A 23,839-nucleotide genomic window follows, 5' to 3' on the forward strand; every position below is an offset into this window, starting at 1 on the left:
CAGAGAAACACGCTGAGGACTGCCAAGAATACTGGACTGCTTAGGTGTAAAAATGCGAGAAATCCAGTGAATTCTGGTTGAATACTTGCTGTCAGGAAGAACCAGAGAAGCCCCCAGAGAAGCGTTGCACCGAGAATCTGCCGTATGGCACTCATTGTTTGCGCGGCTTTATCCGCTGGGGTCAACGAGTCGGTCGCCATAGTGTAGATTCACGATTGTCAACAATAACGCCATCGCCTTCCTCGGTTCGGGACTACTGTTCGTTCTCCCTGTACTGATCGACCGGAAAACATACCATTTAACCGGAATTAAAGCGCTGCCGTGAAGCGTTCTCGCCGTCAGATCCTTGCGCTCTGCATGGGTGGGGCGACAGCCCTCGCTGGCTGCCTCTCATTCGCCAGCGGTCCAGAACAGACTCGACTCCGGTGCTTAGAGGTCAGTAATAATCACGCTGACTCCCACACGCTCCACGTACGCGTCACGTCCGACGGTGAAGTCGTTCACCGCTCCACACATGAGCTCCGGTCGCGGATGGGGCCAAGAATCGCGGTCAATCAAACATGGCCAAACGAGTCCGGCCAGTACTCAGTATCTGCGCGTCTTGACAATCGCTCGGAGTGGGTTCGTACCAATCTCACACAGGACCAAACGGAGGACGGACATCACATTATCGTGGAAATCAACTCCTACGACTCAGAGACTACCAGTGAGCGAGCAACTCCCGAAATAATGCTGTGGGACTCGGAAAATCCCAAAGAGACCTGCGAAGACGAGGTGTAAGCCTCGACAGGCTGGACGCTGCCAACCAGTATTCTTGATGAGTGGTCTGACTGATCACCGGCTATTCATTCTGATCGGCAATCTGGCGTGCTGACTATGCGCCCTGTTTAGCACATCAATTCTTACAGACATAATACAGGTTGCATGACCTGTGCCCTATAGGGAATGTTGACATATCCCGACGGACGAACTCATCACATCGGTCACGGACCAGGATTGGGCTCCTTGGGAATGACGGCACTTCGGAAGCGGTCGGCGACGGCCCCCGCCTCCCCGGCGCGGACGTCGAGCGTCCGGGCAGCGTTCCGATAGGCCTCGGCGGCGGCGGTCGCCGGCGCGTGCGCGAGCAGCGGTTTCCCGGCTCTGCGTGCCGCGCGGACGGCGTCGCTGTCCGGAACGGTCGCCAGCGTCGGGCCGTCGAAGTAGCGCTCGCTCTTCTCGGCGACGCGCGTGACGTCCTCGGAGTCGCTCACCTTGTTGAAGATCGTCCCGGCAGTGTCGGTCCCGTAGGAGTGGGCGTACTCCTGGACCTTCAGCCCGTCCGAGAGCGCCGGAATCGTCGGCTGGAGGACGACCACGACGCGGTCGGCCAGCACGACGGGGAGGACCGCCGACTTCGAGGCGAGCGTCGCGGGCGAGTCCAGCAGGATGACTTCGGTGTCGGCGGCCAGCGTCGCCACCACGTCGCGTAACCGCTCTGGGTCCGCGGCCTCGAACCCCGCCAGACTCGTCCCGCAGGGCACGACGTCCATCCCGAAGCGCTCGTACACGGCCGCCTCCGCGGGCGCGCCGCCCGCGACGAGCACGTCGTGCAGCGTCGTCTCGACCGATTCCAGCCCGGCGTGAAAGAGCAGGTTCGCCATCCCCGTGTCGGCGTCGATGACCGTCACGTCGTGCTCTTCGGCCAGTGCCATCCCGAGCGCGAGCGTGCTCGTCGTCTTGCCAGTTCCCCCTTTCCCACTCGCCACCGCGAACGCCTCGACCATTCACCCAACTGTCTGTGCGATATCAGATTTAAACCTGCGGTTGGCCGTTCAGAATCCGAGCGGGTCGAGATCGACGTTCGCAGCGACGAGAGCGGCGGCGCGGTCGTACGGGTCGTGCGCGTCGCGGTCGCCCTCCGGACGCTCGCGATCGGCAGCCGCGAACACGTTCTCGACGAACGCCTCGCGCACGCACGCGTTCTCGAAGATGCCGTGCAGATACGTTCCTACCACGCGCTCGGTGGCGGCGCCCCCCGGATCGTCGTTACGCGCAGCGGGAAACGGCCGGTCGATCTCGCCGATTGCCGTCGTCCTGCCCATGTGAATCTCGTACCCAGTGACGGGACCGCTCGCCCCCGAGAACGGACCGACGCCCGCGAGGTCTCGCGTGACCGGATCGACCTGTTTGTCGCGTTCGAAGTGGGTCTCGACGGGCAACAGTCCGAACCCGTCGACGGTCGTCTCGTCGCCGGTCCCCTCGACGTCGGCGTTCGTGATGCGTTCGCCAAGCATCTGGTAGCCGCCACAGAGCCCGACGACGATTCCCTCGAAGGTATCGATCGCGGCGTCGAACCCGGCCTCGCGGAGTGCCAGCAGGTCGTCCACGGTGTTTTTCGTGCCGGGGACGACGACGGCGTCGGCAGCGTCCAGGTCGGCGTCCAGCGGCAGGTACGCGACGCGGACCCCGGGAACCCGGGCCAGCGGTTCGAGGTCGGTGAAGTTCGAGACGCAAGGGAGCCGCGGCACGGCGATCGTGACGGTCCGGTCGTCGGGCGCGCCGTCGTCGGTGCCGTGGACCGCGCGCCGTCCCGCGGGCGGGAGCGAGACGCTGTCTTCGGCGGGCAGACCGGGATCGTCGTGGGGAATCACGCCCAGGATCGGCACCCCGGTTCGGTCTTCGACCTCCGCGATAGCGGGGTCGAGCAGCGAGCGGTCGCCCCGGAACTTCGTGATGACCGCGCCCACGAGTCGGTCCTGGAGGTCCTCGGGGAGCAGTTCCACGGTGCCGACGAGCGAGGCGAAGACGCCGCCGCGTTCGATGTCCGCGACGAGCAGCACGTCGGCGTCGGCAAACCGCGCCGTCTCGACGTTCGCGAGGTCGCGCTCTCTGAGGTTCGGCTCCGCGATGGAGCCGGCCCCTTCTGCGACGATCACGTCGTACCGGTCAGCCAGCCTCTCGTGAGACTCCCGGGCCGCTGCCAGCGCCCGCTCCCAGTAGTCCTCGTAGTACTCGCGGGCCTCGTAGTGAGCCACGGCCGTTCCCTGGATCACGAGCTGGGACTCGCCCTCGCCGCGGGGCTTGAGCAAGACGGGATTCATGTCCGTCGTGGGCGAAACGCCCGCCGCCTGGGCCTGGACGTACTGAGAGACGCCGATCTCGCCCGTGTTCCCGTCCGGGTCCGCGACCGCGCGGGCGTTGTTGCTCATGTTCTGTGCCTTGAACGGTGCCACGTCCACGCCGCGGTCGCTGAGCAGCCGGCAGAGGCCAGCGGCGACGGTGCTCTTTCCGACGTGGCTGGCCGTCCCCGCGATCAGGAGCGTCCGACCCATTCGTTCCGTCCGTTCTGACGCGTCGGCGAAGAATCTGCCGTCCCGGCCCCGGCGCGGCCGAGGGTCCGGTATTCATAACAGCGGGCGGCATACTCACCGGTACACCCAGACGGGACGACGATGACCCTCCAGAAAGACTTCGAGACGCACCTGTCAGTCGGCGACGTGACGGTGACCGAACGCGACGTCGAGATGTTACGCGCCATCGACCGCTACGGGTCGATGCACCGCGCCGCCGAGGAACTCGGGCGGTCCTATCCGCACCTGCAGCGGCGTCTCGTCGAGATCGAGGACGCCGCCGGCGAACTCACCGAGCGCTCGCGCGGTGGCGAAGGCGGCGGCGGAACGACGCTCACGCCGGCGGCGCGCGACCTCACTCGCCAGTTCGCGCGCCTGCACGCCGAACTCCACGGCGTCGCGTCCGTGACCGAATCGGTCCTCGCCGGCACCGTGACCGATCGCGACGGGGAGATCGCGACCGTCGCGACCGACGCCGGCCCGGTGGCCGCACTGGTTCCCGACGAGGCGTCCGACGTGGAAGTGTGCATCCGCTCGGACGCCGTCGTCCTCCGTGACCCCGACGGCACGACCGACGCCGCCGACACGAGCCTTCGCAACGATCTCACCGGAACCGTCACCGGCGTCGAAACCGGTGACGCCGTCGCGCAGATCACCGTCGAACTCGACGGGACCGACAGTCCAGAACTCGTCGCACTGGTCACCGAGCGGAGTCGCTCGTCGCTGGCCCTCGAACCGGGTCGCCGCGTCGTCGCGTCGTTCAAGGCGACGGCCGCTCGGGGGATCGACGCGACGGCGTAGCCACTCGAAAGGTATCGACACTGAAAGGGAACTGTGTGTGACTCCTGGGGACCAGGAGCGTGTGACCCATCCTCCATCTGCAGCCGGAGAGGGGATCAGTAATGAGCTTTCTGGTGGCGTTCGCCGCCCGTCGGACGGTCGTCTGCCGGGTTCGCTCAGAACTCGGTCCCCTTCCGCGCCCGCTGGCCGGCGTCGATCGGATGGGCCTCCTTCCTCACGTTCGTCACCAGGTCGGCGTGATCGACGATCGCCTCGGGTCGCTCGTGGCCGCCAGTCAGGACGAGTTCCATGGTCGCCGGTTTGTCCTCGATGAGAGCGATCACGTCGTCGGGGGGGATCAGGCCGCGGTTGGCAGCGTACAGCACCTCGTCCAGAATCAGCATGTGGACGCCGTCCTCGGGGTCGCCGTCGAGCGGCAGTGGCTCGGTGAGGGCCGCCCGGGCCGCTCCATCGATCAGCTCGCGTGCGCGGGCGAGCGCACCCCGGGCGCGGGCCTCGTGTTCGTCGTCGTCGCTCCCGTCGAGGAAGCCGTGCCAGCCGTAGTGGCCGGCGTTCTCGTAGCTCATGCCCGGCATCGCGGCGATCGCGTTGTACTCGCCGCGGACGTCCTCGACTGAGGCGGTCCCGCCCTTCATGAACTGGAGCATGTGGACGCGGTAGCCGTGTCCGGCGGCACGGAACCCCATGCCGAGCGCTGCCGTCGTCTTGCCTTTGCCGTCGCCCCACCAGACCTGCACGAGGCCGAACTCGTCGGGTGCGGCGGCCTCGATCGCCCGCGCTTCGAGCGGCCTCGTCTCGTCCGCGTCGTCGGCGTCAGTCATACCTCGATTTCGGGGCGCCGGCACCTATGTCTCCCGGTGTTCCGTGACCCTCAGACGGTCGCTCGATCTCGAATCGCGTCGAGTTCCGCCCGCGTCACGCGGACCTCACCGAGCCGGTACTTCCCCGAGTCCGGACCGTGGCAGTCCGAGCCCCCGGTCGCGAGCAGATCGTTCGTCTCGGCGAGGTCGGCAGCCGTCTGGACGCCGACCTCGTTCCGTTTGGCAGGGCCGCTGTCCCCGCCGTACGGGTACGCGACCTCGATGGCGTCCAGTCCCGCGTCGGCGAGGGTCGCCACCAGCTCCGGGACGCCGTCCGAGCGGATGCGACCGGGGTGCGCGAGCGACGCCACGCCGCCGGCAGCGTGGATCGCGTCGATGACCGCGGTGTAGTCCTGCCGCTCCATTTCGACGTACGCGGCGCTGTCGGTGCCCAGATACTCCGCGAACGCGGCGTCGATCGAGTCGACCAGCCCGGCGTCGACCAGCGCCTGTGCCACGTGCGGGCGGCCGAGGCTTCCCCGCGCCGCTGCCTGCAGGTCGTCGTAATCGAGCGAGAGCCCGGTCGCCGCGTTCAGGTTCTCGATCAGCGCTTCGTTTCGCTCGTGGCGAAACTCGCGAGCGCGGGCGAGCAGCTCGCGTAACCGTTCGTTCTCCGGCGAGACGTAGTAGCCGAGAATCTCGATTTTCGTTCCCTCGACGTCGGCTCTGGCCTCGACGCCGGTGACGACCTCTAACCCGTCCCGGCGGGTCACCGGCTCGGTGAGCGTCTCGCTGATCGCGTCGTGGTCGGTGATCGCGATCGCTTCCAGGCCGCGGTCGGCCGCCTGGGCGACGCGTTCCGCGACCGAACTCGTCCCGTCGGACGCCGTCGTGTGTACGTGCAGGTCGGCGATCCCCGCGCTCGGCTCCATAGAGCCACTTTCGGACGCTCCGGAAAAACGACATCGGCTCGCCCGTCTACGGCTGGAAGACGTCGGCCGTCCGCTCGGTCCGGACGCCGTACTCGGCGTCGGCCACCGACCCCGGACGCGTGCGGTCGGCGTACCGCGCGTCCAGACTCGCACGAAGCGCCTCGCGGACGCACGCCCGCGTCGCCGCCCCGACGGGGGTCGCGCTCCCCGCGAACGCGGCCCGCTGGCCGGTCGGGTCACAGCCGACGACGACCGCGTCCGAGGTCGTCCCCGTGAAGCCGGTCTCGGCCACCAGCGTCGCGGTCTTCGCCTCGACGGCGGTCGACAGCAGCGTCGCCAGGGCGCCGTCGGACAGCGCACGGGTCGTCCCGACCAGGAGGTTGACCGTCCCCGGCGGGGCGGGGTCCTCGCCGGGGGCGCTCGGCTCACCCGTGGGCGCCATCGGCAACGCCGCGGGATTCGAGACGCCGGCAGTCGCGAGCACCGTGACCGGGCCCGCGCGTGCGCCCCGAGCGTGCGTCAGGTCGACCCCCGTCAGGAGCGTCGGCCCCGCTGTCGTGAACCCGGCGTGCTCGCGGCGCTCGGTGCGGTAGGCGTCGAGGTCGGTCCGGTCGAACCCCTCGGGCACGGAGACGTTGTAGGCGGCGTCGGCGGTCCGGTAGCCGCCGTCGTGCCCGGTCGCGAGCCAGCGCGTGTCCGGTCGGTGGGCCTGCAGAACGCCCGACTCGACGGTCGTCGCGAACATCAGACGCCCAGCGCCGTCAGGAGCCGATCGTTCTCTTCGGGCAGGCGCACCGCGACCCTGAAATGCGAGTCCAGCCCGCGGAACGTCCGGGCGTCGCGGACGGCGATGTCCTGCCGGCGGGCCCGCTCGATAGCCTCGTCCACGGCGTCGCTCGACCCCGCATCGAGGAGGAGGAACGGCGCGTCCGACGGCCGAACGTCGAACCGGTCGGCCAGGCGGTCGGCCATGCGAGCGCGCTCGCTCGCCACCCGTTCGCGCGTCTGTCTGACGAACACGGTCTGGTTCATGCAGTAGGTCCCCACTGCTTCGGCCGGGACCGACAGCGACCAGGTCCGGCGCGCCGCCGCCAGTCGGTCCCGGAGCCGGCCGGTCGCGACGGCGAAGCCGGCGCGCAACCCGGGCAGGCCGAACAGTTTCGTCAGCGAGCGCGCGACGACGACGCCGTCCTCGCCGGCGAGCGACGGCTCGTTCGTGAACCCGAGAAAGGCCTCGTCGGCGAGCACCACCGTCTCCGCGTCGCGACACCGCTCGGCGAACGCGCGAAGCGCCGCCGGGTCGTAGCTGTCTCCGGTCGGATTGTTCGGGTTGCAGAGGATCACCATCGCGTGGTCGGCCGGGTCCACCGAGAACAGGTCGTCGTGAGCGTGGAAGACGGGTTCGGCGCCCTGGAGTCGGACTTCCCGCGCGTACTCGCCGAAACTGGGCGTCGGGACGACCACCGACTCGCCGGATCGAACCGTCGTCTGGATCGCCAGTCGGATGGCGGCCAGTCCGCCCGGCGTCGGGACGACGCGCTGTGGGTCACAGCCGACGTAGTCACCGGCCGTGATGCGGTAGGAGCTGTAATCGTCGGCCGGGTAGCGCCGCGCCGTCGGCAGGACGGTCTGGTACACTCGCGTGGCCCCCTCGGGGACTTTGGGGTTGATATTCGCACTGAAATCCAGTATCTGGGGGTCGTCGGTGCTCCCGTGCGGGACGCGCGCTCCCTCAGCTAACGAGTCGTCACCGGTGTCCGGGCCTCCCTCGGCATCGAGGAGCGAGTCAACCGCGTCGGGGTCCATCGGAGTAGGATACACGAAGACACCAACATAATACTTTAGGGTCGTGACAACGGCCGGACTACTCCAGCAACCGTTCGGCGACCGACGCGTCGGCGGTCCGATTCACGTTGACCGCCAGTCGCGCATCGTACGACAGTCGGACGGCGTCGCCCGCCGATCCGACGACGTTCAGCCCGACGGGCGCGACGGTCCGGCCCTCGTGCGGTTTCGTCGTGTCCGAACTGACGCCCAGACACTCCTTGAGCGCGGCTGGGACCGCGACGGTCAGCGATTCCCCGTCGCGGTCGTGCGCGGCAGCGAGCGTCTCGTCGACGAGGGCGGGCGCGAGCAGCGGCAGGTCCGCGACGCACGTGAGGACGGGTTCGGCGATCCGGTCGTCGTCGAGGACGGTCCCGAGGTCCGCTACGTATCCCTCGCCCGGCGTCTCGATAATCGTACAGTCCGTGCGCTCGCGAACGTGCTCGCGCGTCGCGGGCGCGTGCGGTGAGACTGCAGTGTAGACGGAGTCGGCCCGACTCGCGGCCAGCGCGTCACAGACCCGGTCGACCATCGGCCGGCCTGCGACCTCGAACAGCGGTTTCTCCGCGTCGGCGCCGAGGCGCGTGCCGCGACCGCCACACATCACGACAGCGTCCACGCCATCACCCCCGCGTGGAGCGCGACCAGGCGCGCGAGTTCGTTCGCCGCCCCGAACACGTCGCCGTTGACGCCGCCGAGATTGGCGGCGGCCCAGCGTCTGAGTGCGAGGGCGGTCCCCACGCCGGCGACCAGCGCGACGAACGCGACGGGCGTGGGAACGGTCGCGAGGACGGCCGGAATCGCCACCAGCACCGGCTCCAGCAGGTCGTCCTCGTCGGAGACGCGGGTGAGCTGTGCGCCGAGCCCGTCGAACGGCGCCTCACCCAGACAGGCCAGCGTCGCCATCCCCAGTTTCGCGCTCACCTCGCTGGCGACGACGAGCCCGATCGCCTGGAACGTGGGCATCCCGGCCAGTGCCAGCCCGGCCAGGACGAGACCCGCGACGAGGCCCGCGAGGGCGATCGTCCCGCCGACGCCGACCGCGCTGTCTTTGAGGACGCGGCGGCGCGCGGCGAGGTTCGCGTCGTCGGCCGCCTCGCCCTCCTCGTGGACGACCGCCGCGTCGGCGAGGTCTGCGACGCCGTCGGCGTGATTGATCCCCGTCACGAGGACGAGCGCGATCGGAAAGAGGAGTGCGACCGTCGGCGCGGGCAGCCCGAGCGCGAACGGGACGGCGGCGAGCGCCCCGACGAGATAGCCCACGGGAACGAACGCCGCCGGCCGCCGCCGGAACGCCTCCCAGGACTCCAGCTCAGTTCCGACGGGAAGTCGCGTGAGGAAACCGAGCGCCCCGCGCGAGGCCAGCGCGAACCCTTCGCCGACGCTATCTCCCGAGTCGAGCGTCTCGTCTCCGCGTCGCTCTGCCCGATCGTCCGTTGCTCGGTCGCCGTCGGACGGGGAAGCGCCCGCGTCGTCCGTAGTCGGTCCGTCGGTCACGTCCTCGGGCCGGTCAGTCACGAAAGCATCACCTCGGGGAGGGCAAGGACGGCGGCGGCGACCACGTAGGCGAGCAGGCCGGCGACCGCGACGGTCCGGACGCCGCGGCGCGCCAGCGCGACCGACGGTAGCGCCCCGTCGGGGTTGAGGACGTAGACGCCGGGTTTCTCCAGTCGGACGTCGAGCGCGGCGGCAAGCACGCCCATCGGCCAGCCGGAGTTGGGCGACGGCACCCCTGGCACCCAGCGAGACGCACGCGTCAGCGACGTCGGCGCGAGCGCCGCCGTGGCCAACAGGAGCGCGCTCGCCCGGGCGGGCACCCACATCACGAAGTCGTCCAGCCGCGCCGGCGCCCAGCCGACCGGCTTCGAGCGATAGCCCAGCATCGAGTCCATCGTGTTGACGGCTTTGACCCAGACGGCGAGGGCCGCGCCGGTCGCCAGCGCGAGCGCGGGCGACGTGCCGATCGCCAGCGGAATCGCACCGCCGACCGCGAGAGCACAGAGCGGGGCGACCAGGCCGTCGGCGAGGTTCTCGGCGGCGCTCTCGACGGCCGCGCTCCGAACCTGGCCGGCCGACAGCGAGGACGCGTCCCGCCCAGCGAGCGCGCGGAGGTCCGCTCGCGCCCGGGACAGGTCCGTGTCGGTCGCGGCGCTCACTGTTCCCGCCGTCGTCAGCAAACGCCGGAAGCTCGTCGTGAGAAACAGCGCGGTGCCGGCTCCGGCCGCGCTCGCGAGCAACCCGGAGCGGCTCGCCACCGCGACGACGCCGCCGACAGTCCCAGCCGCACCCAGCGGCAGGACCAGGGCGCCGAGCAGTCCGAGCAGTCGCGGGTGCGCCCAGTCCCGATCGAGGGGCGCGACGAGCCGACCGAACCACGCGACCGGATGGAGCGCCGTGGGCGGCTCGGCGACGACCAGGTCCAGCGCGAGCGCCAGTCCGACGACGCCCGTACTCGCGGCCACCCACTGTCCGGTCACGGCGACGCCCTCCGTTCGAGGGCGGCAGGGATCTCCGACAGCGGGACCTCGGTCAGCAACAGTGCAGTCCCACCGGCGTCGGCCACACCGCCGTCGGTCGGCGGATCGTCGCCGACGTGGACGAGGTCGGCGGGGTCGACGTCCAGCGCGTCGGCGAGCGTCTCGAAGGCCCGCGGGTCGGGTTTCCGCCAGCCACTCCCCACGCTCGTGACGACGGCGTCGAACGCGTCGGCAGGGATCGGCGTGGCCGCGAGCGTCCGTTCGACGAGCCCCGGGACGCTGCAGTTCGAGAGCAGTCCGACGGGACCGTGCTCGCCCGCAGCAGCGACCGCGTCGACGGCCCCCGGACGGACGGACACTGGCCTGTCGAACGCAGCGAGCACGGCCTCGCGGGCGCGCGCCGTGGTGATCGACACGGTCCGGCTGGCGAGCGCTGCTTCGACGTGATCGACGAGAGAAACTTCGCCGCCAGTCGGTGCAGTGACGTGGGACTCACAGTAGGCCTGGCCCCAGTCATCGGGAACGGCGATCCCGCGCGCCGAGAGTTCGGTCGCGACGGCAGCGGCCGGATCCGACGGTCGCTCGGCGGCGACGAGCGTTCCGAAGAGATCGAACGAGACTGCCACGGTGGTTGCATTCGGACAAACACACTTGAACACCGCGATCAGCCGCGTCGCGTGGAGCGCTCGAAAGTGCGTCCGACGATCGTGTCAGACACTGGTACCGCGCAGGTGCGACCCCGTGTCTCGGGAGCCATCACGCGGTTGAACGGTCAGCCCCTTTCACTACCCTGGGACTCGTCTGTCCGAGACATGACTGCAGCCGGGAGCCAGAGGCAACGAGCACGGGTGAGACGGCACGGCGTCGGCTCGGTTCGCGACGGGGGACGGTGAGATGGGGGCGCTCGTCCGGATAAAGCGGCTCCTACGGGGAGCCGACGGGTGCCAGCGCCGCCAGTACGAGTGTCTCACCTGCCACGCCACATTCGAGTACCGACGACAAGCTTGTCCGGAATGCGGCGGCTACGACATCCGTTCGACCGAGTGGCTCGACGACGACGAGCGACGACTGCCAGAAAACCATCGGTGATCGAGCGCGATCGCGCGGAACGATCTAGACTTCTTCTCGGAGTTCGACCTCGCCGTCGCTGTGGATGATGACGAGGAGTCCTTCGTATGCAAACGAGAGCGATCCGTGCGTCCCTGCCTTCGTCGCCGTCGGCCCGAAGATCGAGTTGAGTGCGTCAGGATCGACGTACTCGTCGAGCGGATCGAGATCCGTCGGATCGACGTTCCTGATCGCCGCGACGGCTTCGAGGACGCGGACGCTCAGGCTCTCGGCTTCGATGTCGTAGGTCGTCCGATAGATACCGGTGTCGGCGTCGTATTCGATATCCCCGTTCTCAGCATGTTCAGACATGTCCTCCCTCCAGATTGCTGGCCGCCCTTATCTCACCGCCAACGGACGGAAGCGTCAGTTATCCGTACTAGTGGGTCGCCCTACATAAGAGGTCGCATACTGACCAGCAGTGAAAGGGTCAGACCGACGCCGCTGCGTGAGGTGTGCGCTAGTTTCAGAATCGAAAGTGGTGACGAAACGTGGACGACAACGCCGAGACTCGAACGACGCCATACTCGGAGTGAAACGGAAAATACCGTCGCAGAGAGCGAGACACCAAAATAAACAGCTCACACACGTGTCGAAGGTTCTCTCTACGGCCCGTCAGGAGGCGACTATCAATAGTCGAAGTCGGCGATGACCTTTTGTATGTGTGTTGTTAACGAGGAGGCAGTTGGTCGTGTATGAGTTTGTTTCCCACGGAGCAGTGGCTTGACGAGTACAAAGCGCTGTTGAACGAGAGTAGCGCGCTCGACGACGTCGCCGCTGGCTGGGGCGTCGGCTTCAACGGCGCGATCCTTCTCGCGATTACGGACCTTCCCCTCGACGACACCACGGTCCGGGAGCTCCCGGAGTCAGTGCTCGCCGACGTGCCCGACAGCATCTGCGAGGGGCTGACAGGCCTCACCTACGAGGACGCGCCGGCAGAGATCGACGACTCCGTTCGCGCGGAGCTTCCTCCGGTCGTTCAGGATCTGCTCACACAACTCGAGAAGAACGTCGTCGGCGGTGCCGTCTACGCCTACGTCGAACTGGAGGAGGGGACCTGTAACGAGGCCGAGATCCTCGAAAACCCCAACGAACGCGAGGTCGGCGCGGTCATCCGCGGCCCGTGTTCGACCTGGCAGCAGATCATCGACGGCCGTCCGACGACCTCGGCCGTGCTGAGTGGCGACCTCGAGATCAGCGGCAACGGACTCCTCCGTCCACAGTACACCGCCCTCCTGCAACTCCTCGGCGACGTCGCTGCGGACGTCGAGACGACGCATCTCTTCGAGGAGCCCGGAACGTCGTTCCAGGACTTCGTCCTCGACGAAGCCGTCAGACAACCCATCGCAGTCCAGCGCTTCGCCTACCAACAGGCCGCCTGGGCGACGCGCATGCTCAGTCTCTTCTGATCCGACGAGTAGCGATTCCCGCGAGCCGAATGATTCGCCTGTCGACTTCGAGCCGTCCCTCTTGCTGTGGTAAGCGTATGCTACCTCCAGGGAAAGCAGAACATACGTTCCGATCCGGCGCGCGGCGGGTCACCACGACGAGCAGCCGACGCTCGCGAATCGCACCGGCCGGACGAACTGTCCAGGGAGACTGCCCGACGAACCCGGTCGGTCACGGTCAGACGTCGTCTGACAGCACAGGTCGTCGCGGCTGGACGGGGAACCACTCACAGCGACGGAAGGGAGATCGCTACCCGTTCGACCGTACTTCGACGAAAAACCGAGTCCGCCCTCCCCAATTTGAACACTGTGAGACGTGCTCAGTTCGTTGTGCGCGACTCACAAGCTCAAATCTGCTCGGGTGGGAATCCACACGCGGCGCTCGAAAGTGAGCGCCGCGAAAAGTATCCGCCCTCCCCGATTTGAACGGGGGACTGCGGCGCGATAACAGGGTGGCATCGGGCAATCTGCTCGGCTTCCCCGACCGACGTCGTGGGTTCGCGGAGATGACAACCGATGACCCAAGACCTCGAACCCATCGCACCACAGAAAGCAGTAGACCTCTACCTTGCACAACGGGAAGACGACGCTTCTGAGAGAACCGTACAGGCCCACAAATACCGTCTCAAGCACTTCGTGCGCTGGTGTGGACAGGAAGACCTCACCAACCTCAATAACCTCACTGGTCGTAGACTGTACGAGTATCGGCTCTGGCGGAAGGACGACGGCGACCTCAACCCTGTTTCGCTCCGAACCCAACTCTCGACTCTCCGTGCCTTCGTTCGATTCTGCGCGAGCATCGACGCCATCGAGTCGGGCACGCATGAAGAAGTTCTGCTCCCGACCCTCGATGCCAACGACGACGGGAAGGACGAGATGTTGGATGCAGAGCGAGCGGAGAAGAAGGGGTAACCCAAACCCTGTGGATACTAACCATACCACCACTGTGGTATTCCGCCGGTTCTCCTATGCCAACCCTTTCATATAACCCTATGACAATCGGGAGCGGTCAGCAATTGATGACTGGACTTTGCACGAAATCTGAGATACCATATATTCTTGTTATTGTGACTGCGTTTCTCTCATATGTACGACCTTGGTCAGATGAAAACCGGCCTACTGAACCCAAATGAGGCTATTTGGGAACTACATTCAAAATTGTCAAGATTAATGTTCAACCGAAACGACGAACCGATTCCTGAGCGAGACTGGGATAACCTCCTACTGTTGGATGCCTGCCGATATGATATATTTGAAGATGCCAACACATTATCTGGCAACCTTGAAAAATACTATTCTGTTGCATCTAATACTTCTGAATATGTTGTGAAAACTTTCAGAGGAGAAAAATATCCGGAAATGGTCTGTGTGACTGCAACGCCAAAATATTACAAGCCTAATGTTGAAGATAGTTTTCACGACGTTATCCACGTCTGGAAAGATGATTGGGATGAAGAATATGGGACAGTACTTCCAGAAGTTATGAATGAGCGTGTCCTTGAGGTAACCAAAAAATATCCCAATAAGCGCATTTTAGCCCATTACATTCCTCCACACCAGCCATTTATCGGTGAAACTGGACAGTCGATCCCACACGGAGGGAAATTTTCTGGTGGAGTAAGAGAGTATGATATAGACGACCCAAATATTTGGGATGCTCTTAGGGAGGGGAAATATGATAAAAACAAAGTTTGGAAAGCATATTTGGAAAATCTCAAAATTACTTTACCTGCTATAAACAAAATTTTGGAGAAGTTACAAGGAAAGACTGTCGTAACTTCTGACCACGGTAATGTATTTGGTAATGTGTCTGAATTTAATCTTATTGGCCATCCTTCAAGAAGGCATATTAAACCACTTATCGAAGTCCCGTGGTTAGTTAATCAAAATGGGGACCGGAAAACTATCGAACGTGGCCATATAGGCGATATGTCTGAAGATATGGATGATACTGAGGTTCAAGAGCGTTTGACAGACTTGGGATATTTAGAGTAGTATTAGTATCCTCCAGTGGTGTGTTATTAATTCCTCCAAGAGGTGTGGTGGGTGACCTCCACGGGGATATTCCGAGATAGAACCTATCTCGAAGCCAGCCCCACTCACTCAGAAAAGGCCTACTCCACCAACTCGTCGGCTTCCCAGTTCTCCTCACGTGGAATGTGCTGTATCTCGAATTGCTCGAACTCGTCAGCCAGTTCCTGTACGCGCTTACGCAGTGGGCGGAGTTCTGGCTGGTTCACCCCATACTCACCACGAACCTGTTTCACGATTACCTCGGAGTCACCTCTCGCCTCGACCTCGGTGCATCCCTTCTCGGAGGCGAGTTCTAACCCTTGGATGAGAGCGCGATACTCGGTTCGGTTGTTGGTTGATTCCCCGATGTGTTCGCTCCGCTCCTCGGTCCAGTCGTCGGTCTCGACGATGTATCCGATTGACGAGGGACCGGGATTATCTGGACGAGTCCCCTCCATCGAATTTCACGACAACAGATGTGGTCATCTCGACAACCCACCTGTATTATCTCGTCTGTTGTTCGTTCGATACGTGACTCTCTGCGTTTCTGATTGCACCATCATTTCCTCTCATATAATGGTATGACGATCGGGCGACCTCCACAGGGTTTTTCCCATATAGAGCAACTGGTCGATTCTGGATACTTGAACCACCCTGTTCGCATATGGCTGGACGCATATCTGAGATATTTCCAGAGTCGGGATGGCCTCTTTCTATGGAGCGAGTTCTGCGCGCTCTTAAAAAGAAAACACGCCGTTCAAGTCTTGTACGCACGACTAACAGCAGTATGAGATTTCGGGCCGAAAGGTTCTAATTTCCCCGAGACGTTCGGCTATACGCGAATGCACGACGGCGGAAACCTGAGTCAGGTGACCTGTTCAACCCAAACACGTCGAGATGGAATCGCACGACGGCGTGGCTCCTCTTGGCTATGGTTCGACAGGTAAGAAAATCCGCCCTCCCCGATTTGAACGGGGGACAAGTCGATCTACAGTCGACTGCTCTACCAGTCTGAGCTAAGGGCGGTTGCAACTCAACGTAGGCCCGCTGTCGGACTTAACGGTTATCATTCGGAGCCGGTCAGCGGCGGAGCCGACGGCCGTCAGACAGGCGGGAAGATTCAAATACCTCCGATACCAAACGATATGACAGGTCAAGATGAGCAAAATAACGTTCCGCGCGGACGACGAGCTCATCGAGCAGCTCGAAGCGTTCGACGCATCCAAAAGCGAGGTGATGCGAGAAGCCCTCCGACAGTTCCTCGAAGAGCCGTCGGAGAGCACCACCGCTTCCTCGGCCGTGCCGTCAGACGCCGACGGCAGCCTCGACGAGCTCATCGCGGAACGCGTCGACACTATGATCTCCGAGCGGCTGAACCAGTCGTTTACGCCACACACAGCCCACCAACCGCAGGATATCAACGTCAACATCGCGCTCGACGGTGACGGTGCCACGAGCGAGACCGCAAGCGGGGTCGAACGTAAGACGCGTGTTGACGACGCCGACGACGACGTGTCCGACAGTGCCGACGACGACCGGCGCCCGTGCCAACAGTGCGGGGAAGAACTGTCGTCTTCGCACGTCTACTGCCCGAACTGCGGAGAGAAGGCGTCTCGGCGCGTGTTCTGTGAGTGCGGTGACGAGCTTCGATCGGACTGGGCGTTCTGCCCCGGTTGTGGCCGCCGAACCCCCGCAGCCGACGTCCTAGATCAATCCTAATCCCCCGTAAACGAGCGGTAGAGCCGCGTTTACTTGCGTAAGGCAGTCCTGTCTTACGGTAGGGGAAACTTTTATATTCCAACAACCAGATGTAAACTCTGCGTAAGACGGTGCGTCTTACACACCGGATTCAGGGCCGACACCCCGCCGCCGTGTGGCGGTTTTCGGTGTGTAAACACACGGGGCGCGGTGACACACCCCTTCGCCGTCTTACCCCAAAGGGGAACCAAAATATGGAGCGTGTGACACTACGGATTCCGAAGCAGCAGATCGAAGAGGTCGAACAAATGGTCGAGACGGGCGAATACCCGAACCGCAGCGAGGCGATTCGGTCGGCCGTTCGAGACATGCTCAACGAGCACGACAGCAACGAGGAGCGGTCCTCGGACAAGCGCAAGCGCACGTGGGCGAAGGTGTAGACGATGCAGGACCTCGTCAAGTCGGCGCTTGAGAACGACGAAGAAGAGAAGGCCAAACAGCAGGAGATGGACGACGGCGAAGGGTTCGGTCAGCCCCGCATCGTCATCGTCGGCTGTGGCGGTGCCGGGAACAACACTGTCAACCGGCTGTACAACATCGGTGTGGACGGCGCAGAGACCGTCGCGATCAACACCGACCGCCAGCACCTCGAAATGATCGAAGCCGACACGAAGATCCTCGTCGGGAAGTCCCTGACGAACGGCCTCGGCGCGGGTGGCGACCCCAACATGGGCGAGCGCGCGACCGAGATGGCCCAGGGCACGATCAAGGAAGTCCTCGGTGAAGCGGACCTCGTGTTCGTCACCGCGGGCATGGGTGGCGGCACCGGCACCGGTGCAGCTCCCGTCGTCTCCAAGATCGCCAAAGACCAGGGTGCGATCGTCGTCGGCATGGTCTCGACGCCGTTCAACGTCGAGCGTGCCCGCACCGTGAAAGCGGAAGAAGGGCTCGAACGCCTCCGCAACGAGGCCGACTCGATCATCGTCCTCGACAACAACCGACTGCTGGATTACGTCCCGAACCTGCCCATCGGCAAGGCGTTCTCCGTGATGGACCAGATCATCGCCGAGACCGTCAAGGGCATCTCCGAGACGATCACCCAGCCGTCGCTCATCAACCTGGACTACGCCGACATGTCCGCCATCATGAACCAGGGTGGCGTGGCAGTCATGCTGGTCGGCGAAACTCAGGACAAGAACAAGACCGAAGAGGTCGTCAAGGACGCGATGAACCACCCGCTGCTGGACGTGGACTACCGCGGTGCGTCCGGTGGCCTCGTCCACATTACGGGAGGCCCCGACCTCACACTCAAGGAGGCCGAGGGAATCGCCCAGAACATCACCGACCGACTCGAGGCCAGCGCGAACGTCATCTGGGGCGCGCGCATCCAGGAGAGCTACAAGGGCAAGGTCCGCGTCATGGCGATCATGACCGGCGTGCAGAGCGCCCAGATCCTCGGTCCGACGACCCAGAAGCAGGCCGACAAGTCCAAGCAGGCGATGAACAGTGGTGGCAACGAGGTCGACACCGCGCAGTTCGACGCCAGCCAGAACGTCGGGAACTCCCACGGCGACGGCTGGGCCGACGGCGGTCAGGACGAGACGACCAAATCCGACAGCGGCCTCGACGTCATCCGGACGAACTGACGCAGTACCGACTTTCTTTTTTAGCTACCTCGAACAGCGGTGGCTCGTTCCGTGAAAACGCGCGTTTACGTCGGGCGAGCGTCTGCTTCTCGGCAGACGGTCGTCTGACGATCGTCAGCAGAAAGACAGTTAGTCGGCAGCGTGGACCGCTTCGACGAGCGCGCACTTCCGGCAGTGGTCGCGCGTCGTCGCCGCGCCGCAGCGCTCACACTCGCCGAGGTCGGGGCCGTCGCCGTCGCGGTAGCGGTCCGCGGCCATCCGGGCGAGTTCCTCGTAGCCGGAAATGATCGAGTGGCGCGCGCCCGGATGGCGGTCTTCGAGATCGAACAGGAGTTGCTGAATCTCACCGCGGTACGCCTCGCTCGAATGCGGACACTCCGTGATGTGTGCCGGGAGGTCCCGCAGCTGGGCGTACAGTGCGACTTCCTTCTCGGGGACGTCCCGGAGTGGCTTGGCGCGTGGGACGAACGGGCCGTCCGCACCGCGGACGCGAGCCGGCGTCTCCCCACCCGCCTCGAACGCTCCCAGGCTGGCGTCGAAGTGCTTGGCCATCTGCTCGACGTCGCCCTCGAGGAAGTTCATCATCGCCGTCTGGGCTTCGTCGTCGAGATTGTGGCCGGTCAGCAGTTTGTCGGCGTCGTACTCCTCGGCGTACGTCGAGAGGAGGTCCCGCCGGAACACGCCGCAGTAGGCGCAGGCGGCCATGTTCTCGGGGTCGTCCTCGACGACGTCGTCCATTCGGAGGTCGAACTCCTCCTCGTAGCTGACGACCTCGTGGCGAACGTCCAGCTCGTCGGTGAGTTCGACGCAGGCTTCGAGGGACTCGTCGCGGTAGCCCTCGATGCCCTCGTGGATGGTCAGCGTGACGAGTTCGACCCGCGGGTCCTTGGCGAAGGTGTCGTGAAGGATCTCCGTGAGGACGACGCTATCTTTCCCGCCGGAGAGCCCGATGAGCCAGGTCTCGGGGTCCTCCGGGGTCGCGTCGTCGGGCAACAGATCGTCCTCGCGGACGCGCCGTCGGACGCGCGTCTCGACGGATCGGCAGAAGTGGTCGGCACAGAGGTGCAGCCCGGAGTAGGCGGCGTGCATGACCGCGTCCTCGCCGCACTTGTCACAGTCCATTACCGGAGCGTTGGCAATCCGGGCGGTTGACCGTTTCGAATGTGAACCTATTTCGGGACCGACCGATTCGAACCGGACATGTTTGATAGGTTGCGAACCCGGCTCTGGAAGGTGCTCTTTCGCGTCCACCCGGCCTACCGCGGAACGGGGGGTCGCGTGACGCACATCGCGCCCGACTGGTCGGAAGTCCGCGTCGAAGTGCCGCACAACTGGCGGACGAAAAACTACATGGGCACCATCTTCGGCGGGTCGATGTACGGCGCGGTCGATCCCATCTACGCGATCATGCTCATCAAGCGCCTCGGCGACGACTACGTCGTCTGGGACAAGGCAGCCAGCATCGAGTTCAAAAAGCCCGGCACGGAGACGCTGACCGCGACGTTCGAGTTGTCCGACGACGAGGTCAGTGACGTGAAGGCCGCGCTGGACGGGGAGACCGATTCGATCGATCGGGAGTACACCGTCGACCTGGTCGACGACGCGGGGACGACGCACGCGACCGTCGAGAAGACGATTCACGTCTCGACCGACGCGTCGAAGAAAGCCTGAGCCGAGCGAAAAGCGTTTTCGGCGACCGGCCAGTAGGGACCACCGATGGACGAGTTCGCCAGGACCGAGGCCGTCGACCGCGTCGAGCAACTGGTCGACGCCGTCGCGTCCGATCCGATGCCAGTCCCCGTCCGCGAGGTGTGGGTGTACGGCGACGTCGCGCTCGGGCTCGATCCCGTCGAGCGCCTCGACGTGTACGTCACGAAAGACATGCTCTTCGGTCGCGACGGCGACCGCGAAGCCGAGTTCCGCGACTCCCACGGGATCGAAGGCGTCGGCAAGACCGTCGACGCCGACTGGGCCGACCAGTTCCCCGAACACCTGCGTGCGAACGCCAGCGGCCACGCCGCCCCCGAGAAGTGTCTCGCCGCACACCTCATCGACGACGACGAACCGATTCACCTCGAAGTGTGCAACGCGTCCTTCGAGGACAACGTCACCCAGCGACTGGACGGCGCGATGGCCCGGGAAACCTACGAACAGATCCTCGATCCACGCGGCGTCTGCCTGTGGGCCGAGGGCCAGCGCAGCGACGAGGCGCTCCGGAAGCTCAGGGAAAGCGAGTTCGCCTTCCCGCCGCTGTCCGGTGCGCTGGAGATGCTCGGTCTCGACCCCGACGACGCGCAGACGGCCGCGACGGCAGTCCAGACCTACCGGGAGGAACAGGAGGGCGCGACCGTCCGCGGGGACGTCCTCTGATCAACACGTGAGCTTGCGAGGGACGGCCGAGCACTGATAGGGATAGCCGGTGAACCCAGCCTGTGCCTCGACAGCTCCAGCGACGACGGTTCGCTCAGCTCGGCGCGATCGCACTGCTCGGATTCGCGGGGTGTGGGAGCCCCGGTGAGGAGGAAGGAGAAGATGGTGACGGTGAAAACGGCGGTGGAGACGACGGCGAGGGCGATGGCGGTGGCGAGGAAGAAGACGCACTGGCACCAGATAACCGGTAGTTAGCAGTCAAAATCTGCACTGGACGACACGCACGATCGACGCTCCCCAACTACTGACCGTCGCGTCGACCCTGATTTGACGGGCGGGACGCATCAGTCACGAACTCGTTGTCCTCACGAATCCACGCGACCCACGGTGACGTAGAAGGGGACGACCTCTCGCCGTCGATACCGCTCGTCCTGCATCTGTTCGATGACTTCTCGACCCATCGCTCGCCAGTCAGCCCTGAGTTCGTCGACGTCCTCGGCCGTGGCGTCCCCGGCGAGCATCGTCTCGCGATCCGACGCGAGCCCCTCGCCCGTCGCTTTGCGCCGCGCAGCCTCGACAGCCGACTCGCTGTAGGGCGGATCGGTCCGTCGCTCGTGGTCGTACCGACGAGTCGAGACGTCGCGGAGACCAGCCGCCTCGAACGCGCTCGCTGCATCCGCGCCGAGGGCCGCGTCGGTCTCGCTCCCGGCCAGGTACAGTTCGCGAGCGCGCTTCGCCAGCCGTGCCTCCGGGTCCGCCGTCGACGTGATCGACACGGCCGCGTTGTCCGGTTCGACCGCCGCGACCAGCTCACGCGACACCCGCCGGAACTCGGCGACGGCCGCCGCTGGGTCTGGAAGGTTGACCAATAGCGCCTGGCAGACCACGAGATCGAAGGCGTCGTCCGGAAACGGGAGTTCGAGTGCGTTCCCCTGCACGATCGGCTGGTCCGCATGAGCGAGCAAGCGTCCGTCGGCGTCGAGCCCGATCACCGTCCCGTCCGACTCCTCGCGAAGAACGCTCGTGAGTTCCCCCGTCCCACAGCCGACGTCGAGCACCTTCGACCTGCTCTCGAGTTCCAGCGGTGCCAGCGCTTCCCGGGAATCGTCCCACATCCCCCGTCGCGTCGTCCGGAGGTACTCCGCACTGAATTCGCGCACGAACACTGGTTCGTCTCACGAAATCAAAGCGTTTGGTTCCGTCGAATCGGCTCGTGGCAGATACCTACGTAGGAACGAATTAGTCCCGGAGCTCTCTCACGCGTTCGATGTTCCAGGCGAAGCTCTTCCCGTCCTCGGTCGGCGTCTCCAGCACGAGGGGCACGTCCAGGACGTCGTCGTGGTTGATGAGCGCGCGCATACCGTCTTCGCCGATGAGCCCTTCGCCGATGTGGGCGTGTTCGTCCTTGTTCGTGCCACACTCGTGTTTCGAGTCGTTGAGGTGGATGCAGGCGAGGTCGTCGAGTCCCACCACGTCGTCGAACTCGTCGATAGTCTCCTCGACGCCCGCCGGCGTCGAGAGGTCGTAGCCCGCGGCGAACATGTGCGCCGTGTCGAGGCAGAACTCGACGTCCTGGGCCGAACGGTCACGGACGGCTGCCAGATGTTCGAACTGGCCACCGAGTTTCGTCCCGCTCCCCGCGTCGCTCTCGACGAGCACCGTCACCCCGTCAGGGACGTCGAGTTCGTCCAGGGCACTCGCGGCGTTGTCGAGTCCTTGCTCGACGCCCGCACCAGTGTGGGCACCCAGGTGAACGTTGACGTACTCGATGTCCAGGGTGTCTGCCGCGTCGACTTCCTTTTGCATCGAGTCGATCGACTTCTCGCGGAGGTCGTCTTTCGGCGTACAGAGGTTTACGAGATACGACGAGTGGATGACCCACGGTCCGACATCGTTCTCCGCAGAGACCGACTTGAACTCGTCAGCGTTCTCGGGGTCGAGGTTCGGGTCCTGCCAGACCTGCGGCGAGTGAGAGAAGATCTGCCCGCAGTTACCATTGATCTCGAGCTGTTCGTCGACGGCATTGTGGACGCCGCCGGCGATAGAGGTGTGTGCGCCGACTCTGAGCATACCGGAGGCAGGGAGGGCCACCTCAAAGCCGCTTCGATGCTGACCGTCGCCCAAGACAACCCGGCACCGCCCTCCCCGCGTCGGCAGATCAGACCGGATCGACGCGGTCACGGTTCCAGTCAGTGGACGCGTACTTCGTCTGTGCGCGCTCACGTGCGCGCGCGAGTTCATCTTCCGTCCACTTCCCCGTCGTCGCATCCGCCCAGTCGCCTAGCGTCGCTTCCAGCGTCTCGACCGCGTCGGTCCGTGAACCGCCAGCCTGTTCCCGAATCGAGGTCACCCGCTCACGGAACGATGCAGGAGAGAGGTCTGCAGTAAATACCGAGAGGTGACGGGACGGCCGTGATTCGTAGGTGAGCGATCCGTGCTGGATGACGCTGTCGCGCTGGCGGTACTGCGCGTTCCCGCTTATTTTGCGACCGTCGCCGGCGACCACGTCGTGTGCCGGATTGAGTTCTCGCAAATAACACGCCGGCTGGTAAATCTTCGGCCGCTCCTCGGTCGCGAAGCCGGCGTCGACGCCCATTCCTTCGAAGGCATCGAGGATCGGTTCACAGAGCAGTTCGTACGCGTCCAGCAGTTTTCCCGGCAGTTCCGACGCTGGTGCGATGATAGAGTAGGAGATGTCGCCGCGAGTGTCGTGGTAGATCGCTCCGCCACCGGTCGGGCGGCGCGTGACGGTGATCCCTTCCCGCTCGCAGTACTCCCAGTCGATCGTCGCCGGGTCCTGTCGATACCCCAGCGAGAGCGTGCTCGGCTCCCACTGGTACACCCTGACCGTCCGCGGACCACCATCGGCCGCAGTTTCGGCAGCGATCTCGTCGAGCGCCATGTTCATCGGCCCGTCCCAGGCCTCCTCGCGAATCAACCGCCACTCCCGCGCGGCGAGGTCAGTCATGGACCGGGGTAGACCCTCCGGGAGCAAAGCGATTGTGTCGCTACCTCATCCGAGACTAGCGGTCAGCCCCAGCGACGGTAAGTATGCCATCCAACACCAGACTGGGGCGCAGCATCCACGACAGTTCCGACTGGCATCGTCACCCCGATGATAAAACTGGAGATGTATCTCTCGGAATCGAGGGGTCTGCGACTGTCGGCACTCTGTGCATGGTCTGAAAGCCCAGCGGATGCTGGGCCGTTCGAAATGAACCGACCCACACCCGGCCGCTGCCGGATGAGGGTCGAAGGTATGAATGGAGGCGGCGAATCGGGTCTCCCAGAGGCTCGCGCACTCCAGTAGGCCCCGAAACGCAGGTGGGCTTAACTTCCGTGTTCGGGATGGGTACGGGTGGAACCCCACCGCTGTGGCCGCCTTAACGCC

At 64.7% G+C, this 23,839-nt stretch carries 27 protein-coding genes, 1 tRNA gene and 1 rRNA gene; 11 read left to right on the forward strand and 18 right to left on the reverse strand.

Annotated features, from left to right (window positions below; all coding sequences use genetic code 11):
• Positions 1–983: 983 nt before the first annotated feature.
• Positions 984–1,766 carry a nucleotide-binding protein gene (locus MU553_RS22435; RefSeq protein WP_247381832.1) on the reverse strand — a complete coding sequence of 261 codons (783 nt, stop codon included), beginning with the start codon at positions 1,764–1,766 and terminating at the stop codon, positions 984–986.
• A 48-nt stretch (positions 1,767–1,814) separates the two neighbouring features.
• Positions 1,815–3,314, reverse strand: a complete 1,500-nt coding sequence (locus MU553_RS22440) for a cobyric acid synthase (protein ID WP_247381833.1) — start codon at positions 3,312–3,314, stop codon at positions 1,815–1,817.
• A 120-nt stretch (positions 3,315–3,434) separates the two neighbouring features.
• Here MU553_RS22440 and MU553_RS22445 point away from each other — a divergent pair, with 120 nt between their 5' ends.
• A complete protein-coding gene (locus MU553_RS22445; RefSeq protein WP_247381835.1) occupies positions 3,435–4,133 on the forward strand; it encodes a TOBE domain-containing protein in 699 nt (232 codons plus the stop codon).
• Positions 4,134–4,288: 155 nt separating this feature from the next.
• On the opposite strand, the gene MU553_RS22450 is transcribed toward MU553_RS22445, so the two are convergent.
• The 8 genes from MU553_RS22450 to MU553_RS22485 form a co-directional block, all read right to left on the reverse strand.
• Positions 4,289–4,954, reverse strand: a complete 666-nt coding sequence (locus MU553_RS22450) for a cob(I)yrinic acid a,c-diamide adenosyltransferase (protein WP_247381838.1) — start codon at positions 4,952–4,954, stop codon at positions 4,289–4,291.
• 50 nt (positions 4,955–5,004) lie between these two features.
• Entirely contained in the window at positions 5,005–5,865 is an 861-nt protein-coding gene (locus tag MU553_RS22455) for a PHP domain-containing protein (protein WP_247381840.1), read from the reverse strand.
• A gap of 46 nt (positions 5,866–5,911) precedes the next feature.
• Positions 5,912–6,610 (reverse strand): adenosylcobinamide amidohydrolase, encoded by a 699-nt coding sequence (locus tag MU553_RS22460; protein ID WP_247381842.1) that lies wholly within the window; start codon positions 6,608–6,610, stop codon positions 5,912–5,914.
• Positions 6,610–7,671 carry a threonine-phosphate decarboxylase gene (locus MU553_RS22465; RefSeq protein ID WP_247381845.1) on the reverse strand — a complete coding sequence of 354 codons (1,062 nt, stop codon included), beginning with the start codon at positions 7,669–7,671 and terminating at the stop codon, positions 6,610–6,612. The genes MU553_RS22460 and MU553_RS22465 overlap by 1 nt, the downstream gene beginning before the upstream one ends.
• 58 nt (positions 7,672–7,729) lie before the next feature.
• Positions 7,730–8,308 (reverse strand): NTP transferase domain-containing protein, encoded by a 579-nt coding sequence (locus tag MU553_RS22470; RefSeq protein WP_345893430.1) that lies wholly within the window; start codon positions 8,306–8,308, stop codon positions 7,730–7,732.
• Positions 8,293–9,054, reverse strand: a complete 762-nt coding sequence (cobS, locus tag MU553_RS22475) for an adenosylcobinamide-GDP ribazoletransferase (protein ID WP_247381896.1) — start codon at positions 9,052–9,054, stop codon at positions 8,293–8,295. Before cobS ends, MU553_RS22470 begins: the two co-directional genes overlap by 16 nt.
• A 149-nt stretch (positions 9,055–9,203) precedes the next feature.
• The gene (locus MU553_RS22480) at positions 9,204–10,166 is read right to left on the reverse strand and encodes a CobD/CbiB family cobalamin biosynthesis protein (RefSeq protein ID WP_247381846.1); all 963 of its coding nucleotides are present in this window, start codon (positions 10,164–10,166) and stop codon (positions 9,204–9,206) included.
• The gene (locus tag MU553_RS22485; RefSeq protein WP_247381848.1) at positions 10,163–10,792 is read right to left on the reverse strand and encodes an HAD family hydrolase; all 630 of its coding nucleotides are present in this window, start codon (positions 10,790–10,792) and stop codon (positions 10,163–10,165) included. Before MU553_RS22485 ends, MU553_RS22480 begins: the two co-directional genes overlap by 4 nt.
• Before the next feature lie 268 nt (positions 10,793–11,060).
• Between MU553_RS22485 and MU553_RS22490 the strand changes: the two genes are divergently transcribed.
• Complete coding sequence (locus MU553_RS22490; protein ID WP_247381850.1) at positions 11,061–11,255, forward strand: hypothetical protein; 195 nt, start codon at positions 11,061–11,063, stop codon at positions 11,253–11,255.
• Between the two features lie 24 nt (positions 11,256–11,279).
• On the opposite strand, the gene ddfA is transcribed toward MU553_RS22490, so the two are convergent.
• Positions 11,280–11,585 (reverse strand): DdfA family disk-determining factor, encoded by a 306-nt coding sequence (gene ddfA / locus MU553_RS22495; RefSeq protein WP_247381853.1) that lies wholly within the window; start codon positions 11,583–11,585, stop codon positions 11,280–11,282.
• Between the two features lie 383 nt (positions 11,586–11,968).
• Between ddfA and MU553_RS22500 the strand changes: the two genes are divergently transcribed.
• The 3 genes from MU553_RS22500 (at position 11,969) to MU553_RS22510 (ending at position 14,716) form a co-directional block, all read left to right on the forward strand.
• On the forward strand, positions 11,969–12,682 hold the full coding sequence (locus MU553_RS22500) for a sterol carrier protein (RefSeq protein ID WP_247381855.1): 714 nt from the start codon (positions 11,969–11,971) through the stop codon (positions 12,680–12,682).
• Between the two features lie 555 nt (positions 12,683–13,237).
• Positions 13,238–13,633: a site-specific integrase gene (locus MU553_RS22505; RefSeq protein WP_247381857.1), complete on the forward strand. Its 396-nt coding sequence runs from the start codon at positions 13,238–13,240 to the stop codon at positions 13,631–13,633.
• A gap of 174 nt (positions 13,634–13,807) precedes the next feature.
• On the forward strand, positions 13,808–14,716 hold the full coding sequence (locus tag MU553_RS22510; RefSeq protein ID WP_247381861.1) for a hypothetical protein: 909 nt from the start codon (positions 13,808–13,810) through the stop codon (positions 14,714–14,716).
• A 119-nt stretch (positions 14,717–14,835) separates the two neighbouring features.
• On the opposite strand, the gene MU553_RS22515 is transcribed toward MU553_RS22510, so the two are convergent.
• Both MU553_RS22515 and MU553_RS22520 read right to left on the reverse strand, forming a co-directional pair.
• Entirely contained in the window at positions 14,836–15,192 is a 357-nt protein-coding gene (locus MU553_RS22515; RefSeq protein ID WP_247381863.1) for a ribonuclease HI family protein, read from the reverse strand.
• 494 nt (positions 15,193–15,686) lie between these two features.
• Positions 15,687–15,760: transfer RNA gene (locus tag MU553_RS22520), tRNA-Tyr, on the reverse strand.
• A gap of 132 nt (positions 15,761–15,892) precedes the next feature.
• Here MU553_RS22520 and MU553_RS22525 point away from each other — a divergent pair.
• The 3 genes from MU553_RS22525 (at position 15,893) to ftsZ (ending at position 18,078) form a co-directional block, all read left to right on the forward strand.
• Entirely contained in the window at positions 15,893–16,453 is a 561-nt protein-coding gene (locus MU553_RS22525; protein ID WP_247381867.1) for a double zinc ribbon domain-containing protein, read from the forward strand.
• 233 nt (positions 16,454–16,686) lie between these two features.
• A complete protein-coding gene (locus MU553_RS22530; RefSeq protein WP_247381869.1) occupies positions 16,687–16,872 on the forward strand; it encodes a ribbon-helix-helix domain-containing protein in 186 nt (61 codons plus the stop codon).
• A 3-nt stretch (positions 16,873–16,875) separates the two neighbouring features.
• Positions 16,876–18,078, forward strand: a complete 1,203-nt coding sequence (ftsZ, locus tag MU553_RS22535) for a cell division protein FtsZ (protein ID WP_247381872.1) — start codon at positions 16,876–16,878, stop codon at positions 18,076–18,078.
• Between the two features lie 129 nt (positions 18,079–18,207).
• Here the strand turns inward: ftsZ and ncsA are convergent, their stop codons facing one another.
• Positions 18,208–19,200 (reverse strand): tRNA 2-thiolation protein NcsA, encoded by a 993-nt coding sequence (gene ncsA, locus MU553_RS22540; protein WP_247381875.1) that lies wholly within the window; start codon positions 19,198–19,200, stop codon positions 18,208–18,210.
• Positions 19,201–19,278: 78 nt separating this feature from the next.
• Between ncsA and MU553_RS22545 the strand changes: the two genes are divergently transcribed.
• The 3 genes from MU553_RS22545 (at position 19,279) to MU553_RS22555 (ending at position 20,699) form a co-directional block, all read left to right on the forward strand.
• Entirely contained in the window at positions 19,279–19,749 is a 471-nt protein-coding gene (locus tag MU553_RS22545; protein ID WP_247381878.1) for a DUF4442 domain-containing protein, read from the forward strand.
• A gap of 45 nt (positions 19,750–19,794) precedes the next feature.
• Entirely contained in the window at positions 19,795–20,448 is a 654-nt protein-coding gene (locus tag MU553_RS22550; protein WP_247381881.1) for a DUF7095 family protein, read from the forward strand.
• 62 nt (positions 20,449–20,510) lie between these two features.
• Entirely contained in the window at positions 20,511–20,699 is a 189-nt protein-coding gene (locus tag MU553_RS22555; RefSeq protein ID WP_247381885.1) for a hypothetical protein, read from the forward strand.
• A 114-nt stretch (positions 20,700–20,813) separates the two neighbouring features.
• On the opposite strand, the gene MU553_RS22560 is transcribed toward MU553_RS22555, so the two are convergent.
• The 4 genes from MU553_RS22560 to rrf form a co-directional block, all read right to left on the reverse strand.
• Complete coding sequence (locus MU553_RS22560) at positions 20,814–21,608, reverse strand: class I SAM-dependent methyltransferase (protein WP_345893432.1); 795 nt, start codon at positions 21,606–21,608, stop codon at positions 20,814–20,816.
• Between the two features lie 79 nt (positions 21,609–21,687).
• Positions 21,688–22,518: a deoxyribonuclease IV gene (locus tag MU553_RS22565; protein WP_247381888.1), complete on the reverse strand. Its 831-nt coding sequence runs from the start codon at positions 22,516–22,518 to the stop codon at positions 21,688–21,690.
• Positions 22,519–22,606: 88 nt separating this feature from the next.
• Positions 22,607–23,416: a lipoate--protein ligase family protein gene (locus MU553_RS22570; RefSeq protein ID WP_247381890.1), complete on the reverse strand. Its 810-nt coding sequence runs from the start codon at positions 23,414–23,416 to the stop codon at positions 22,607–22,609.
• 296 nt (positions 23,417–23,712) lie between these two features.
• A 5S ribosomal RNA gene (rrf, locus tag MU553_RS22575) occupies positions 23,713–23,834 on the reverse strand.
• Positions 23,835–23,839 lie beyond the last annotated feature (5 nt).

The organism is Halorientalis brevis, assembly GCF_023077655.1.